This window comes from Lysobacter sp. GQ73 (assembly GCF_059758755.1).
This window is the reverse complement of sequence record NZ_JCAXEE010000010.1, coordinates 70,383-87,062: the sequence shown is the minus strand read 5'-3', so window position 1 is coordinate 87,062 and position 16,680 is coordinate 70,383. Positions and strand designations below refer to the sequence as shown.

The following is a 16,680-nucleotide window of genomic DNA, read 5'->3' as shown; positions in this document are numbered from 1 at the left end:
TCAGCGTTGGATGCGACCGTTGAGGCGGTCGGCGAATTCGTTGAGCGCGCGCTGCAGTTCGCGCTGCTGCTCGGTCATCTCCGCGCGCGTCGGCGCGTCGTCGACGTCGCGCTGGCCGAGCCGCTTGAAGATCTCGACCAGGGCTTCGTTGAGCCGGGCCTGGCGCTCGCTGCTGTCCTGCAGGTGGTTGACCAACGGATCGAACGCCGACTGCAACGACGGCACCAGCGAGGTTTGCAGCGACGAGCCGAGACCGCTTAGCACTTTGCCCAGATCCGGCGTCGGGCCAGCCGGGACCGCCGGCGGTTGCGCCTGCGCTTGCGCGACACGTTCCAGCGCCGCGAGGATTTCCGGCCACGGTGCCGACGGCGGCGGTGCCTCGGCACGGCTCGCAGCCTGAGTGGCCGACTGATCGAGCGAGCGCACGCTCTCGACCAGGTCGTTGAGCTGCGCCACGACCCGAGTGCCGACATCCGCGTCGCCCGCGCCCATCGCCTTGTTGCGCTGGAAATCGCGCTTGATCTGCGCCCAGCGAGCAGCCTGCGCTTCGTCGAGGGTGCCGCGCATCTCGCCGAGCTTGAGCAGGTTTTCCTCGGCGCCGCTGGTCAGCAGCTGCGCCTCGCCGAGGTAGTGGTCGCCGATCAGCTGTTGCAGCTCGGCCTCGTTCATCACCGGCGAGATCTTCTCGGCAAGCTTGTTCATGTTGCGATAGCTGCCCTGCAGCTTGAACGGCGGCTCGGTGCGATAGCTCTCGGCCTGGGCGGCGCTGGCGATGTACTGCTGGTTGACCCGGTAGACCACGTCGCGCACCTTCACCAGCCGCTCCAGGGTGGCGACGATCTCGTTGATCTCCGCCCCGCTGTAGGCGTGGCTGAGTTCGTTGGCCGAGAACGGCTTGCCCTGGGCCTTATCGACGAAGCGATACAGGTCGGCCATCTCGCGCGTCGCCAGCGGCGCCAGCACCGGGTTCGAGGTCAGGCTGTTCTCGATGTAGCTGAGCACGAACGAGGCCTCCATGCCGCCGAGCACGTCGCCGAGGTTGTAGATGTCGGCGCGGTTGGCGAGCATATCCGGGATCTTGAAGACCTCGCCGGACTCGGTGTAGGGGTTGCCGGCCATGACCACGCAGAACTTCTTGCCGCGCATGTCGTAGGTGCGGGTACGGCCCTTCCACACGCCCTCGATGCGACGGGTGCCGTCGCACAGCGAGATGAATTTCTGCAGGAACTCCGGATGGGTGTGCTGGATGTCGTCGACATACAGCATCACGTTGTTGCCCATCTCCAGGGCCAGGTTGAGCTTGTCGAGCTCCTGGCGCGAGGTCGCGTCGGGCGCCTGCTCGGGGTCGAGGGAACGCACTTCATGGCCGAGCGCGGGTCCGTTGATCTTCATGAAGATCAGGCCGAGCCGGTGCGCCACGTATTCCATCAAGGTGGTTTTGCCGTAGCCCGGCGGCGAGATCATCATCAGCAGGCCCATCAGGTCGCTGCGCTTGCTCTCGCCGACCGTGCCCATCTGCTTGGCGAGGTTGTCGCCGATCACCGACAGATAGACGTCGTTGATGAGCTTGTTGCGCACGAACGAGGTCAGCGGACGCGGCTTGAACTCGTCCAGGCGCAGGGCGTGGCGCTCGCGACCGACGATTTCCTGGCGCAGGGCCTGATAGCGCTGGAAGCCGGGAACGAAGGTCTCGCGGTGATGACGCAGGCGCGCCGACCAGTCGTCGATCGCCAGGCTCATGCGGCCCTCGACGATGCGCGGATGCTCGCCGAGCAATCCTTGCACCGGCGCGCTCAGGTCGACCTCGGTGATCTTCTTCGGAAAGCGTTCGTCGAGCAGCAACAAGGCCGCCGCTTCGGCGGCATAGGCCGCGACCGGGGCGAGTTCGGGGGTACGCGCCAGCGCCTCGACCCAGTTCATCGCCAACGCCCAACGTGCGGCAACGCGGTCGCCGAGGCCGTCGAGGGCCTGGACGAAGCCGTCCCACATCCGCGCCGCGGTGAGTTTGTCGCGCAGCGCGTGCAGCAGTTGTTGCGCGTACTTGCTGAACACGAACTGCGGGTGCTCGGCCGACAGCTCCAGTACCAGGTACTCGGCCGCGCGCGGGGTCAGCGCCGGGTCGATCGCCAGGGTCTGCTGCTGGGCGAACCCGATCATCGCCGCGGCGATTTCGGTGCGCAGCGATTCCAGCCCGGCGGCGCTGGCGAACAACTGCTGGATGTCGCGCGCGGTGCGCGCGCGTTCCGGCCATTGGCGAGCGTCGGCGTGTTCGGCGACCCGCGACCAGAACAACGCCGCCCAGGCGCGCGCGGCTGGCTCGAAGCCGAGACTGCCGGCGCTGTCGCGCAACGGCAGCAGCGCCTGCAGGATCAGGCCGGCATCGTGGTCGTGGATGCCTTTCTCGTAGCCTTCGCGATAACGTGGCGCAGCGAAGTCGCGCACGCTGCGCGCCAGCAGTTCCGGCTGCGCCAGTTGCTGGCGCAGCAGGTCCAGGCTGAGCCCGTCGCTATTCGCGCCGGCCGCCTCGAGCACCAGGCCGGCCAGGTACTCGCCGCGGTACAGCTGCGGCGATTCCGAATCCATCGACACGCCCCAGTAATCGCGTGCGGCGTCGAGTTCGGGGTTGCGCAGCGGCTCGAAGAAGTCGGTGCCGGTCAGGTGCAGGTTGAGCACGTCGCCGCGCGGCAACAGGGTCAGGTCGAGTTCCTGGGTGTTGACGCTGAAGCGGTGGCGCGGGCCCAGCTTGATGACGCTGCCGCCTTCCTCGAACAGTTCGCTGCGGTCGCGCAGCGCGCGCACCGCCTGGTCGCGTGCGCCCTTCAGGCGCGCCTCGACGTCGTCGGCCTTGACGCTGTCCTTGAGCGTGCGCAGGCGCTCGGCCAGTTCGCGCAGCTTGAGGATCAGCGGGTCGCTGGCGAAAAAGGCGTTGAGCTCGTCGCTGCCGGCGAAGCGCGCGGTGCGCCGGCCCAGTCCGTCGAGGATGCGGGTGGCCGCGTCCATGACCGCCTGGGCCTTGCGCTGGCGGTCGTCGAGCAGGGTCTGCTTGTGCGCCTCGAAGGTTTCGAGCAGTTCCTCGCGCTTGGACAGGATGTCGCCGAGGAAGGCCTCGTGCTCGCCGAACTGGCTTTCCAGTTCCTCCAGTTGCACCATCAGCCGCGACAGCTGCTCGTCGGCGCGCTCCGGGTCCTGGGCCAGCGACAGCGCGCTGGCGATGCTCTGCCCGAACAGGGTGAACTGGGCGCCGAACTGCGCCACCGACTCGCTCGAGCCCAGCGCCTTGCGACGCTGCTCGGCGCGCGCCTTGGCCTGGTTGAGCTTGGCGTAGATCTCCGAGATCGACTCGACGATGCGGGTGCGTTGGGTGGCGTCGTCGACCTTCAAGGTCGCCATCAGCGCCGACAGCATGTCGAGGTCGCCCGACATCGCCTGCATCTGTCCGATCGGCTCGAGCAATTGCGCCACGCTGACCGCTTGCTGCGCCTGCGCTTCCAGCGCGTGCAGCCGCTCGCCCAGCGGCGCCAGCGCCTTGTCGCCGGCGAGGAAGGCGCCGGTCGCCGCGGCGGTGCGCTCGTGCGCGCCGATCAGGTCCTGCTCCATCGCATCGATGCCGGCCACGTCGATGTAGCGGTAGTCGCGAATCGTCAGCAGATGGCCGCGCTGCGCGGTCAGGCCGTTGAGGGCGTCGACGAACTCCTGCACCCGCTCCCAGTTCTCCGGCTGCAGGCCGTCGAGCAAGGCCTTCTGGCGCGTGCGTGCCTCGGCCATCGCGCGCTCGGACTGGCTGCGGATGCTCTCGACCTTTTCGTATTCGTCGAGCACCGACTCGGCGGTCGCGGCGATCTCGCGCAGCAGCGGCGCGGTGCCGCCGCAGGCCGGGTCGGACAGCCAGTGGTGGGCATCGAACAGGCGCCGGGTGTTCTGCGCCAGCAGGCCGTAACGCTGGGCCGAGACCTCGGTGGCCTCGATCTCGCGCGACAGGCTCATCAGTTCCGACAGGCCGCGGACCAGTTCGGCGTTGCCGATCTTGCCCATGAAGCTGTTGCCGGCCGGCTGCTTGGCGGCGAACTCGTCGCTGTAGTACGGCGTCTGCCAGACCTGCATCGGGTGCACCCGGGTCGGCTCGTCGCTCTCGGTGGCGAAGATCACCATGCGCCCGTCTTCCAGGCGCGCATAGCCATGGCCGAAGATCGGCGTCTGCAGGCGCCGCTCGATCATGTTGTAGGTGAACATCGCGGTGCGGCCCTGCTCGGGCTCGTAGAACAGGTACAGCACGTCCTCGCCGTTCGGCGAGCGGATGGCACGCTTGAAGCGCATGCCGTCCATGGCCTGGTCGAAGCGCTTGTGCTCGCCGTTCTGCAGGTAGTAGCCGCCGGGGAAGATGATGCCGTGGTCTTCCGGCAACTGGATGCAGGCCAGGCCGATCTCGTCCAGGCGCACCACCTTGCGGGTCAGGGTGTTGAAGACCAGGTATCGCCATTGCTCTTCGCGGTACGGCAGGATCTTCAGCAGGATCAGGCTGCCGACGCGGGCGTAGTCGACCTGGGCGTCGTCGAGCGACTGGGTCTTGTCGGCGACCGGCTCGCGGTAGACGCCCTGGCCGTCCTCGGTGTTGTTCTCGATCTTGACCGTGAGATCGCCGTTGACGGTCTCGACGAACACGCTGTCGAGAATGTTCAGATGCGGGTGGCGGCCGTTGACCACCATCTCGCGGGTCGCGCGGATCCACTCGAAATCGAACGGCGCCGGCAGCGCGATGTCGCGCTCGCCGCGGTTGTCGATGTACGTCACCTCGCCGCCGGGCGCGATCGCCCAGCGGAACACGCGCAGGTCGGTGATGCGCTCGCCGATCTGGAACGCCGCGAGCAACTTGCCGTCGCGCACGATCAATTGGATCAGGCGGGTGTTCTTGTAATACGCGTACAGCTCGCGGAAATCCTGGGCGAAGCTGTCGATGCCGAGGAAACTGCCCTTGAGTTCGACCGGGGTGACGTCGTAGCCCTCCGGTCCCTGCACCAGCTGGTACAGCGCGAACACGTCCTCGACCCGGGTTTCCTTCTTGAGCCCTAGGAAGACGTTGTAGCCGAACAGCAGGCAGTCGCCGACTTGGACGATGTCGCGGGCGACGCAGTTGTTCTCGGTGCGCAGGCGGAAACGCCCGATCACCGCCATCTGGCTGCTGCCGAACTCGTCGAGGCGCTGCTGGTTCAGACCCTGGGCGATATCGCGCAGGCGCTGGCCCTGTTCGGCCAGTCGCTTGCTCAATACCTCGTACGCGCCGCCCTGGGCGACCGCCTGGTCGACGGCTTGATTCGCGGTCGCGCTGTTGGCGCCGCCGTCGTTCGCGTTCTCGCCCGTGGCCGCGCCCGGCTTGGTGTCCGCCATGTGTCCGTCCTAACGATCCTGTCGGCCGCGGACTGAGCCGCGCCGCCGGCGTGCTGCCATGCGCCGCCGAGGCGGCGGCGCGTTCCTTGGTCGATGCTGCTGATCCCGGCCGCGAGCGGTCAGGAGTCCAGCACGGTCTCGCTGGCGGCCTTGCCGTCCGGCTTGCCGTCCGACTTGGCCAGCAAGCGCTGCAGCACGTCCTGCACGATCGGGCTCTTGCCGGCCACGCCCTCGATCGCCTTGCCGACCGACAGCGCCTTGGCGAAGGAGTTGAAGAACTCGCCTTCGCCGCCGACGATGTCGATGTTGGCCTTGCTGAGCGCCGCGGCCAGCACGTCGGCCTGTTCCTTGGCGACTTCCTTGTTGGCCTCGATCGACGCGATCGCCTGCTCGAAGTTCTTCTCCAACTGCATGCGGAATTCTTCGTGCGACCGGGCCTGGTCGCTAAGCGAATCCAGCGCGCCGAACTTCTGCGACAGGCCCTCGGCCTCGGACTTGAACTTCTGCAGCAGCACTTCGGCTTCCGACAGGCCCAGGTCTCGGGTCGCCTTGGCCTTGGCCGCGCCCAGCTGCTCGTCGCCGCGCGCCTGCGCGAACAGGTTCTCTTCCAGCACCTTGGCGTCGGACAGGCCCTGCTTCTGCTTGGCGTCGGCCTGCGCCTCGATCACCCGCGCCTGGGCCAAACCCTTCTCCTGCTCGCCGCGCGCTTCCGCGGTCAGGGTTTCGGCGATCACCCGCGCCTTGGCCAGGCCTTCCTTCTCGCTGGCCGCCGCGGTGACTTCGCGTACCCGCGCATCGGCCAGGCCGGGCGCGGCGCGTTCGGCCTCGATGCCCTCGGCCAGCTTCTTCTTGGCTTCGGACTGCTTACCGGCCGCTTCCAGCTCGGCCTGCGCCAGCACCGTCATCTCGCCGGCGCGGTGCTTGGACGCGGTCTCGTTGGCCTCGGCCTGTTTGACCTGCCGCACCAGCTCTTCCTCGGCCGCGGCCTGCGCGTTGAGCACCGTGACCTGCTTGGCGCGATCGGCCTCGGACACCGCACGCACTTCCTTGATCCGCTCCTCTTCCTGGGCCACGGTCTTCTCGACCGCGATGCGCTCGCGGATGACGTTGGCGATTTCCTTGCGCTGTTCTTCCAGCGCCTTTTCCTTCTCGATCCGGTTCAGCTCGACCTCGCGCTCGCGCGAGACGATTTCCAGGTCCTTGGCGCGGGTGACCTTCTCGACCTCGATCACCACCGCGCGCTGGCGGTTCTGCTGGGCCACTTCGACTTCGCGCTGGCGGTTCTGCTCGCGGATGTCGAGCTGCTCCTGCACCGAGATGCGCGCCTGCTCGGACTTCAGCCGCTCTTCTTCCTGGACCTTGGCGGTCTCGGCCTGCTCGCGCGCCTGGATGGTCTGGATCTCGCGCTTCTGCCGCGCCTCGGCGTCGGCCTGCTGGCGCTCGAGCGCAAGCATGGCTTCGCGGGTCTCGACGTTCTTCTTGGTGATCGCCAACTGCTCGTTGCGTTCGAGTTCGTTGGTGATGACGTTCTGCGCCGCGGTCAGCTCGGTGATCTTGCGGATGCCCTCGGCGTCGAGGATGTTGGTCGGGTCGAGCGAGGACTTCGGGGTCTGCTCCAGGTAATCGATCGCGACGTCTTCCAGCACGTAGCCGTTGAGGTCGTTGCCGATCACCTCGACGATGCGGTCGCGGAACTCCTGGCGGTTCTCGAACAGCTTGACGAATTCGATCTGCTTGCCGACCGTCTTCAGCGCTTCGGAGAACTTGGCATTGAACAGCTCATTGACCGCGGTGCGGTCGGAGGCGCGGTCCACGCCGATCGACTTGGCGACCTTGAGCACGTCCTGCTGGGTCTCGTTGACCCGCAGGTAGAACGCCACGGTGATGTCGGCGCGCATGTTGTCCTTGCAGATCAGCCCGTCCTTGGCGCGGCGGTCGACCTCCAGGGTGATCAGGGAGATCTTCATGAACTCCTTCTTGTAGATCACCGGATACACCAGCGCGCCGGTGAAATGCACCTTGGGCATGGCCGACATGTCGTTGACGATCAGCGCGGTGCCCTGCGGGACCTTGATGTAAAAGGCCTTGAACATCATCAGCAGGACGAACACGACCAGAATGCCCAGGCCCACCAGGGTCAGGACCATGAAAATACCCGACGGAAAATTCATTCTTGCATCTCCCTATGACTCGACTTCGATACGGACGGCGACGCCCCGACAGGGTCAGGCGCCGCGAAATTCTTCTTCGCTGACCACGCGGTAAGCGTTCTGGTCGGCGAGGTACTCGATCAACACCACGCGGTCGCCGCGCTTGAAACGTTCGCCGCCTTCGTCGCGGATCTGCAGGATCAGGCCGGCGCCGCCGTCTTCGATCGCCGCGGTGCCGGTGACCCGGGTCACCGCCGGGCTGCGGATCACCGCGGTCTGGCCCAGCAGCGGCCGCGGCGGCTCGGGCTGCATCTTGCGCAGCAGGCGCCGCACCGGGCGCAGCGCGAACGCGGCGACCGGTATCGCCACAACGAAGGCGGCCACCAGCGCGACCAGGTCGGCGACGAAGCGCACGCCGCCGCCCGGCAGCAGGCGCAGCAGGTACAGGTCGGCCAGGTAGGTCAGCGCCCAGGCCGTGGCGATCAGCACGCTGAGCACGACGGTTACCGGGATCCCGCCGAGGCCCAGGCGCATCAGCGGATCGAACACGCTTTGATGGTGATGGGCGCCGTCGGCCAGCGATTGATCGCCTAACGTATGGCCGTGGCCGTCGCCGCCGAAATGACCGTGGCCATGGCCGAACAGGCCGTCGGCCACGTCCATGCCGACCAGGCCGAGCGCCGACAACAGCCAATAGCCGACCACCACGCCCAGCAGGACGGAGTAGAACGCCGTTGGAAACGAAAACACGATCTGCAGAAACTCGAGCATCACCCCTCCCTCCCCGCGTGCCGCGCTCCCTGCGGCGCCTCCATGAAGCCGGTCAGCCCGGCAGTTTCTGTCGCAGTCGCAGCAGTACCGCTTCGGCGCCGGCGTCGTCGGCGATGATGCCGGTCTCGCGCAGCTTGCGTTCCAGCGCGTCGCCGCCGTCCTGGCGGGCCAGTTCGGTCGCCGCCTCCATGCGCGCGCCGCGCTCGGCCTGCTTGTGCTTGATCCGCGCCAACGAATCGACCGCGGTCTGCAAACGGTTCTGCGGCCCGGCGTAGCGATGCGCGACCGCGGCCTGCGCGCGCTGCATGCTTTCGGTGGCCTTGACCGTGTCCAGTTGCTGCTTGAGCCGGCGGATGTTGCCTTCGGCCATGGCGATGGCCTTGCGCAACTCGGTCGCGCTGAGCGCGAGCTGCTGTACCTGGCGTTCGTCTTCGCCGCGTCCGGATTCCAGCCGCACGATCTTGTCGGCGACTTCGCGCGCCAGCGACTCGTCGCCGGACTCCAGCGCCTTGATCGCATAGCCCTCGTATTCGGCGACCTGGTCGGCGGAGTCGGTCAGCCGCCTTTGCGCCAGCGCATGGCGGGCCATCAACTCGGCCAGCGCTTCGCGCGAACGGCGCAGCTCCAGGTCGCAGTCGCGGATTTCCTGGTCGAGGATGCGCAGCGCCTGGCTGTCGACCCAGGCCTCGCCGAGTTCGCGCGCGCCGCCGCGGATCGAAGTCAGCAGCTTGCTCCAGATGTTCGAGTCGGACGCCGGCATCAGGCCACCTCCAGCAATTGGGCTTCGTAGGCCTCGGTCGCCTTGATCACGTTGTCGGCGAGGGTCTCGATTTCGTACAGCACGTTCGACAGCGACGAAGCGGCGCTGAGCGCGCCGAACATCATGTACACCGCCTCGCCGTCGGCGAGGGTCTCGATGCCGATCGTCGACAGCGGAAACACCTTGTGAGTGCGCAGCACTTCCTCGTTGAAGGCAGAGGGGTCGCGCACATGCGCGACCGGCCACAGCAGCGCCTCGACCACGATCTGTTCGCCGACCACCGCCACGAACAGCGGCAGGTCGCCGTACTCGGCCATGACCAGGTGCAGGCTCGGCTCGGCCCCGTCGATCAGCTCGATCTGCGAATCGCCGTAGACGAACTCCTCGTCCTGCGACAACGCGTCGTACAGACCCGCCGCCGTCCAGACCTTGCCGTCGCTCATCGAACTCTCCACGCGTCCTCGCCCCGGCGCGGCACCGCGCGGCTGCCGCATCCGCCGCTCCACCGCCATGAGCTCCTCGGAAAATTCCGGCAGCACCCACAGCTCCTTCTTGACCAGCCCCTTCTCGCGCAGGCGCTCGCGATGTTTGCGCTGGTAGTAGGCAGAGGATCGACGTTCCATGTCGTTCACGATAAGCCATCACATGTGACACTGGCAAGCATGACATGTGAGATACCGACGAACGGCGGGGAGGACTGAGCGCCGATATAAACGTATTATTTCAACGACTTAGCGGTGAGCTAAGGGCGAGACCGCTCGAAGCGGCTCAACCGCCCGCATGGCCAGAGGCGACGGGACCCGACAGCGGCGCCGCAACCCAAGGTTCGCGGTCGCGGCTCGCGCTCCTACCCGGAAGCGGCTCGGCTCCAGGGTAGGAGCCGCACAAGCCGCGACCACGCCAAACCGATTGCGACGAAACCAACGCCAAGCCCGGGTCCCGCCCGACGCGGCCCCGATCCCCGATCCCCGATCCCCGATCCCCGATCCCGATTCCCGATTCCCGAATCCCGATTCCCGATTCCCGATTCCCGATTCCCGATTCCCGATTCCCGATTCCCGATTCCCGAGTCCCGAGTCCCGAGTCCCGAGTCCCGAGTCCCCAATCAAATGATGCCGTCAATCGCCCGCACCCCGTCGCGCGGCCCGGCGTTGCCGACCGCGTCACGACGCGGATCGTTTCAGGCGGAAATACCGTGCTGCCTGCGCGCCTCGTCGATGCGGCGCTTCACGTCGGAGTCGAGCGTGCCGAGTTCGGCCTGCTTGAAGATATTGTCGAGCACGCGCTTTTCGTCGTCGTCGATGATCCGGTCGCGCAGCGCCAGGTCGAGCAGCTTCTGCAGTTCGGCGACGTCGAGCGTGCCGTCGTTGGTGAATACCGGGATCGAGGCGAGGGCGATCTCGAGGTGGCTCTTGGGCTGGGCCATGGCGGCAACTCCGTTGCGGTGGATGAAGTCCTGAACGCGACGCCGGTGGGCGGGGGCGCGTGATGGGATCGACTATAGCAAGGACGGGCTGCGCGGTAGCGACCATCGAGGCGCGGCCCGCGCCCGTCGCGGTTGCCGGGCGCTGCTTGTGCTTTGCCGTTGCCGTTGCCGTTGCCGTTGCCGTGATTTGATCTGCTTTGCTGCTTTGCCGATCAAGTGAAGACCCGGAGGGCGGCCCGCAGGGATGCGGGCCGTGTGCAAGCAGGCCATGGATGGCCTGTCTGGAGCATCCCTGCGTCGGCACCGATCGTGCGGGCTGGCGCCCTTGCAGGAAGAAGCACTTTTCTTTGGTGACTTTCTTTTGTTGCTTTGGACGAGAAAGTTACCCGCACCCTTTAGGGGGCGGAAGCTTTGCTCTTGCTTCACCGCGCTGCGGCAAGAAGCGTCGCAACCGGAGAGGGCCCGGTCGCGACTTGCGTCGCTCCTACCCCCGCGAGAGTTAACGGCTTCGACGGGTAGCTCCCGCGTTGCGGGCTCTGCGCGCCCCTTGGTCGCGGCTTGCGCCGCTCCTACCCTGACGGGCTGCCGCCAGCACCGGCGCGAGATTGAGGTGTCGCGGTCGCGACTTACGTCGCTCCTACAGGGCGCGGATTCGCGGCATGGCGTTACAGCCCCCCCTTTTGTAGGAGCGACGTAAGTCGCGACCACGGAACGCGCAAAGATGACGGGGCCGTCGCTGTTCATCGAAGCGGCGAGCCATCGCCAGGGTAGGAGCGGCGCAAGCCGCGACATCGCTGCGACGGTCTTGCGGTGTCTCTGTCAAGTAAGGTAAGGGTCAGATCAAGATCAAGCCCAAACCCAAAGCTTCCGCCACTAAAGCGGCGGGTTACTTTCTTTTGTCTGAAGCAACAAAAGAAAGGTAACCAAAGAAAAGTGCTTTTCTTTGAATCAAGGGCGCGTGTGTTCGATGCCGACGCGGGGCTTTTTCATACGGGACCTCCCTGTCCCGATGAAAAACGGCGCGCATCCCTGCGCGCCGCCCTCCGGGTCTACTCTCGCATCGCAAGTTTGAGGCTGCGCCAATCTCTTTCGAACCAAGCCAACGCGAAGTCAAGGGCGAAGAGAAAACACGGGCGGTTGCGCGTATTCGGGGCTTCGAAAATGTCGTCTCAAAACAAGACATCCAGCCCCGTGCCGTCACTCAACTGCACAAAGCAAAAAGCCCGATGCTTGCGCACCGGGCTTTTCGTATTCGACCGCGTCGGCTCGCGCCGCGCTTAGCCGCGTGTTACCAGACCACTTCGGCCATCGAGCAGTTCAGGCCCGAACCGATGCCGAGCAGAGCGACGCGGTTGCCCTTTTTCAGGCGGCCCATCTCGCGCAGCTTGCTCAGCACGATCGGCACCGAGGCCGGGCCGATGTTGCCGTGCTCGCCGAAGATGGTCATGACTTTCTTCGGGTCGATGCCGAAGGCCTTGAGGAAGGCCTGGGTGTGGGCGCGGCTGACCTGGTGGATGACGAATTCGTCGAGTTCCTCGACCGCCCAACCCAACGCGGCCTTGGCCGCGGCGAAGGTCTTGTGGCCGAGCTTGAGGCCTTCGATCATCAGCATGCGGCCGTCGGCCACCATGCGGTCGTGATGCAGGTCGCCCAGGCAGAGCTGGTTCCACTCGGTCGCCGAACGGGTCACGCCGCCGCGGTAACGCGGAGCGCCCGGCGCGAGTTCGGCGCGCGCCAGCACCATGGCGGCGGCACCGCTGCCGAGGGTCAGGGTCGCCATCTCGTCGCGCAGCTGCGACTCGGTGACGTCGGCCTTGCTCAGGCGCTCGATGGTCTTCTCATAGGCGAGGTTGGCGGTTTCGCCGTCGACGACCAGGGCGTAGTCGATCTCGCCGCGCTCGATCATGCGCCCGGCGATGTCCATGCCGTTGAGGAAGGCGAGACAGGCGTTGGCGACGTCGAAGTTCTGGCAGTTCTCGCCCAGGCGCAGATTGCCGGCGACGATGCTGGCCGTGGACGGCTCCAGGTAGTCGCGGCTGACCGAGGTGTTGACGAGCAGGCCGATCCGATCGGTGTCGACCGCCGCATCGGCGAGCGCCTTGACCGCGGCCAGGGTGGCGGCATCGGATGCGCGCATTTCGCCGTCCCACAGACGGCGCTCGTGCACGCCGGCCACGTCCTGCAGGACATTGACCTTGATGCCGAGGCGATCGAGGGTCGGCTTGAGGCGGGCGTTGATTTCGTCGGAGGTCAGCCTGCGCGGAGCATCGACATGAGCGAGCCCGGCAATAGCGACGTGTTGGAACAGCATGGGCGCAAACCCTTCGCGGACAAAGTGCGACAGATTAGCGCCTTCACGACCCCTATGCATCAGCCAGGGTAGGCCCGTGGCCGGTGCCCGACGTGGGCACAGCGCCTTAAATTCCTTTAAAAACAGTGGATTAGGACGCCGCCGGAGGCCTGAATCAGGCCGTACGCGAGGGTTTGGAACCCGGCTTAGCCGCCTACCGGATAGGTCTGGGCGGCCGCGGAAGGCGCCGATTGCGCAGCCGGGGCCGCGCCGGGGCCGCAGCGGTAGGCGGCAAAACGCTGCTGGCCGTCGGTCGGCGCCGCGATCGGCTGGATGGTGTCGGCCTGCAGACCGGGGGCTTCGTTGCGCGCCAGGGTCTCGAGTTCTTCGCGCACGCGCAGGGCGTTGCGTTCGTAGAAAGCGACGTTGTGCTTGACCGCGACGACGACTTCGCCGCGCTTCTCGCAACCCGACGGCGGCGCGCCGGCCGAGAGCACGCGTATCGCCTGCGCGCCGGGCGCCATCGGCACCCAGGTGCAGGCCGAGCCCAGCAGGGCCAGAGTCGAAACCACGGAGACGATGGCCAACGCGCGCATGGAAACCTCGTTAGGGAAGCGATCGCGCGCATTGTCGCCGGAATCGGCTGAGCGCGGTAGGAATGGGCGCTGACCGGAGAGAGCGAAAGCGAAAGCACCCCCGCCGCTCTGCAAAAGGGGGGATTCATCTTGGGGAGGCGAGGCGATGGATGCGAACGGCTCGGCTCACTGTCCGCCGCAAGCCTGGCGACAGAACGGCCTGACCCTGCCCGCGTTAAAAAACGCAACGGCGCCCGCGAAGCGGACGCGGGAGTTAGCTTTTTGCCGTTGCGGCCATCGCGACGGCACCACAAACAACAACGGGCCGCCTCCGAAGAGACGGCCCGTCGCTTTGCATGACGCCAGCCGACCGGCTCAGCGCACCGGTTTGCCGTCCTGGTCGATCACCTTGACCTCGCCGAGCTTGAGCGCGCGGATCGGCTCCTCGATCTTCGACAAATCGCCGACCACGACCCAGGTCAGCGCGGCCGGATCGAGGGTCTTCGCCGCGGCCTGCGCCAGGGCCGGGGTCATCGCTTCGTTACGCGCCTTGTACTCGAGGATGTAGTCGGCGGGACGGCCATAGCGTTGATCGGCGCTGACCTGTGCCATCAGGGCGTCGGTGGTTTCGTAAGCGCCCGGCAGGCTCAGGGTGTTCGAGGCGCGGATCTTGGCGACCTCGGCGGCGCTGATCGGGGCGCTGCCGCTGGCGAAGGCTTCGATCTCGCGCTTGAGCTCGGTCAAGGACTCGACCGTCTTGTCCGACTGCACCGCGGCCTGGGCGATCCACGGCCGCTGGCCCTTGGCGTTGCCCGAACCGCTGTAGGAACCGTAGGCCCAGTGCTTGTCCTCGCGCAGGTTCATGTTGAGGCGCGAGCTGAATTCGCCGCCGAGCACGCCGTTGGCGAAATCGAAATCGATCGTGCGGGGGTCGCCGGTCGGCGCGATCAGTTCGCCGACGTAGAGGTTGGACTGGATCGCGCCGGGCTGGTCCACCAGGAACACCCGCGGCGCCTTCGGTCGCGCCACCGTGGCGAGCGACGGCAGGGCCGGTGCGTCGGCGCCGGCCTTCCAGTCGCCGAAGCGGCGCTCCAGCTGGGGCACGATCTGCGCCAGGGTGGTGTCGCCGACCACGAACACGCGCGCACGGTCGGGCTGCAGCCAATCGCGATGGAAGGCGACCAGGTCGTCGCGGCTCAGCGAGGCGATCGAGGCCTCGGTGCCGGTGCCGGTGAACGGAATCGCATAGGCGTGGCCCTCGCCGTACAGCAGCGGCGGCAACACCCGTAGCGCCGCGGTCTGCGGTCGCGCCTTCTCCTGCTTGATCCCGGCCAGCCACTGCGCGCGCACGCGTTCGATTTCGGCGGCCTCGTAGCGCGGGCGGCGGACGACATCGGCGAACAGGTCCAGCGAGGATTCGAGCTTGTCGGTCAGCGCCGACATCGCCACGTTGGCGCTGTCGAGGCTGGCGTTCGACGACAGCTCGACGCCGAGCGCTTCCTTGCGCGCCGACAGCTGCAGCGCGCCGTAGTCGCCGGCGCCTTCGTCGAGCATGGCCATGCTGAAGCTGGCGGTGCCGACCTTCTTGCCGAGGTCGGCGCTGAAGCCGCCGGGGAATTCCATCGCCAGCTGCACCACCGGGGTTTCGTGGCGTTCGATCAGCACCACTTCCATGCCGTTGCCCAGGCGCGCGCGCTGCGGCGTCGGAAAGTCGAGGTCGGGGAAGCGCTGGGTGACCGGCACGCCGGCGCTGCGGTCGACCGTGGAGGCCACGGTCTTGAAGCGCGGGTCGGCCGGCGGGATCGCCGCCGGCCGGGTCGCCGGCGCGGCGCGCACGGTCTCCGGCAGCGACGAGGCCGGCTTGTCGCCGGGCAGCACGATCAGGGTGTGCGAGCCGACGCCGAGCCACTTGCGCCCGGCCGCCTGGACGCTGGCCGGGGTCGCCGCGGCGAGCTCCTTGAGTTCGTCGCGATAGCAGTCGGGCTTGCCGAGCAACACCGCGCAGCGCGCGAGCACGTCGGACTTGCCGCCGAAACCGCCGATGCGCTCGATCCCGCGGACGAAGTCGGCGCGGCTGGAAGTCTTGGCCTGTTCGAGCTCCTGCGCGGTCGGGCCCTGCTCGATCAGGCGCCGGATTTCTTCGTCGATGGCCGCGCGCACTTTCGCCGGGTCGACGCCCTGCTTGACGTTGGCGACCACCACCAGGGTGCCGCTGATCTCGGCATCGTTGATCGACACGCTGGCGCTGTCGGCGATGCGGTCTGCGTGGACCAGGCGCGCGTCCAGGCGCGAGGCGGCGCTGCCGCCGAGGACCTGCGCGAACAGCGCCAGCTCGGTGCCGTCGGCGCTGCCGAATTCGGCGACCGGCCAGGCGCGGTAGACGCGCGCCTGCGGCACGCGGTCGGGCACGGTTTCCTCGGTGTCGCGCTCGCGCCTGGGCACGCGCGCGGCCATGTCGGGCAGGGTCGCGCTGGCCGGGATGTCGCCGAAGTAGCGCAGCGCCTTGTCTTTGGCGGTGGCCAGGTCGATGTCGCCGGCGAGCACCAGCACCGCGTTGTTGGGGCCGTACCAGCTGCGGAACCAGGTCTTGACGTCGTCGAGCGAGGCCGCGTCGAGGTCGGCCATCGAGCCGATGGTCTGCCAGCTGTAGGGATGATCGGCCGGGTACAGCGCTTCGTAGAGCTTGGCGCTGATGCGGCGGCCGTAAGGCTGGTTCTCGCCCTGGCGCTTTTCGTTCTGGACCACGCCGCGCTGTTCGTCGAGGGTCTTCTGGTCGATCGCGCCGAGCAGATGGCCCATGCGGTCGGATTCCATCCACAACGCCATGTCGAGCGCGGTGGTCGGCACGTTCTGGAAGTAGTTGGTGCGGTCCTGGTTGGTGGTGCCGTTCTGGTCGGTCACGCCGACCAGTTCGAACGGTGCGAAGAACTCGCCCTTGTGGTTCTCGGAACCCTGGAACATCAGGTGCTCGAACAGATGCGCGAAGCCGGTGCGCCCGGCCTGCTCGTTCTTGCTGCCGACGTGGTACCAGACGTTGACCGCGACGATCGGCGCCTTGCGATCGGTGTGAACGATCACGCGCAGGCCGTTGGGCAGGGTGAACTCTTCATACGGAATCGAGACCTCGGCCTTCGCGCCGGCATCGGCGCTCGCGGCCAGCGCCGGCGCGCAGACCGTGCCGGCCAGCACGGTCGCCAGCGCCAGGGCGAGCGCGGCGGCGCGCGGACGGGCGGCGCGCGGCGCGTTCGGGAACAACGGGAATTTCGGCGACATGGGCACTCCTGGCTGGGGTCGTCCGCGCACGGACGAAACCGCCATCCTAGGCG

8 protein-coding genes and 1 pseudogene are annotated in these 16,680 nt (G+C 67.1%); all 9 read right to left on the bottom strand.

The genetic code is table 11. The features are described 5' to 3' along the window. Positions 1 to 5,382 (bottom strand): DNA repair ATPase, encoded by a 5,382-nt coding sequence (locus tag AC6CH2_RS21380; protein ID WP_498270977.1) that lies wholly within the window; start codon positions 5,380 to 5,382, stop codon positions 1 to 3. Positions 5,383 to 5,501: 119 nt separating this feature from the next. Further along, positions 5,502 to 7,553 carry a flotillin family protein gene (locus tag AC6CH2_RS21375; RefSeq protein WP_498270976.1) on the bottom strand — a complete coding sequence of 684 codons (2,052 nt, stop codon included), beginning with the start codon at positions 7,551 to 7,553 and terminating at the stop codon, positions 5,502 to 5,504. Between the two features lie 54 nt (positions 7,554 to 7,607). Further along, on the bottom strand, positions 7,608 to 8,303 hold the full coding sequence (locus AC6CH2_RS21370) for a hypothetical protein (protein WP_498270975.1): 696 nt from the start codon (positions 8,301 to 8,303) through the stop codon (positions 7,608 to 7,610). 52 nt (positions 8,304 to 8,355) lie between these two features. Continuing rightward, positions 8,356 to 9,063, bottom strand: coding sequence for a PspA/IM30 family protein (locus tag AC6CH2_RS21365; RefSeq protein WP_498270974.1), 708 nt, complete (start codon positions 9,061 to 9,063; stop codon positions 8,356 to 8,358). Further along, positions 9,063 to 9,686, bottom strand: a complete 624-nt coding sequence (gene bacA / locus AC6CH2_RS21360) for a biofilm formation regulator BacA (protein ID WP_498270973.1) — start codon at positions 9,684 to 9,686, stop codon at positions 9,063 to 9,065. Before bacA ends, AC6CH2_RS21365 begins: the two co-directional genes overlap by 1 nt. 557 nt (positions 9,687 to 10,243) lie before the next feature. Next, positions 10,244 to 10,489, bottom strand: a complete 246-nt coding sequence (locus AC6CH2_RS21355) for a hypothetical protein (RefSeq protein ID WP_498270972.1) — start codon at positions 10,487 to 10,489, stop codon at positions 10,244 to 10,246. 1,288 nt (positions 10,490 to 11,777) lie between these two features. Next, the gene (locus tag AC6CH2_RS21350) at positions 11,778 to 12,800 is read right to left on the bottom strand and encodes a 3-oxoacyl-ACP synthase III (protein ID WP_435395179.1); all 1,023 of its coding nucleotides are present in this window, start codon (positions 12,798 to 12,800) and stop codon (positions 11,778 to 11,780) included. Positions 12,801 to 13,051: 251 nt separating this feature from the next. Continuing rightward, positions 13,052 to 13,375 (bottom strand): annotated as a pseudogene (locus AC6CH2_RS21345) (DUF4156 domain-containing protein); the annotation flags it as partial. Between the two features lie 354 nt (positions 13,376 to 13,729). Further along, positions 13,730 to 16,627: a M16 family metallopeptidase gene (locus tag AC6CH2_RS21340; protein ID WP_498270971.1), complete on the bottom strand. Its 2,898-nt coding sequence runs from the start codon at positions 16,625 to 16,627 to the stop codon at positions 13,730 to 13,732. Positions 16,628 to 16,680 lie beyond the last annotated feature (53 nt).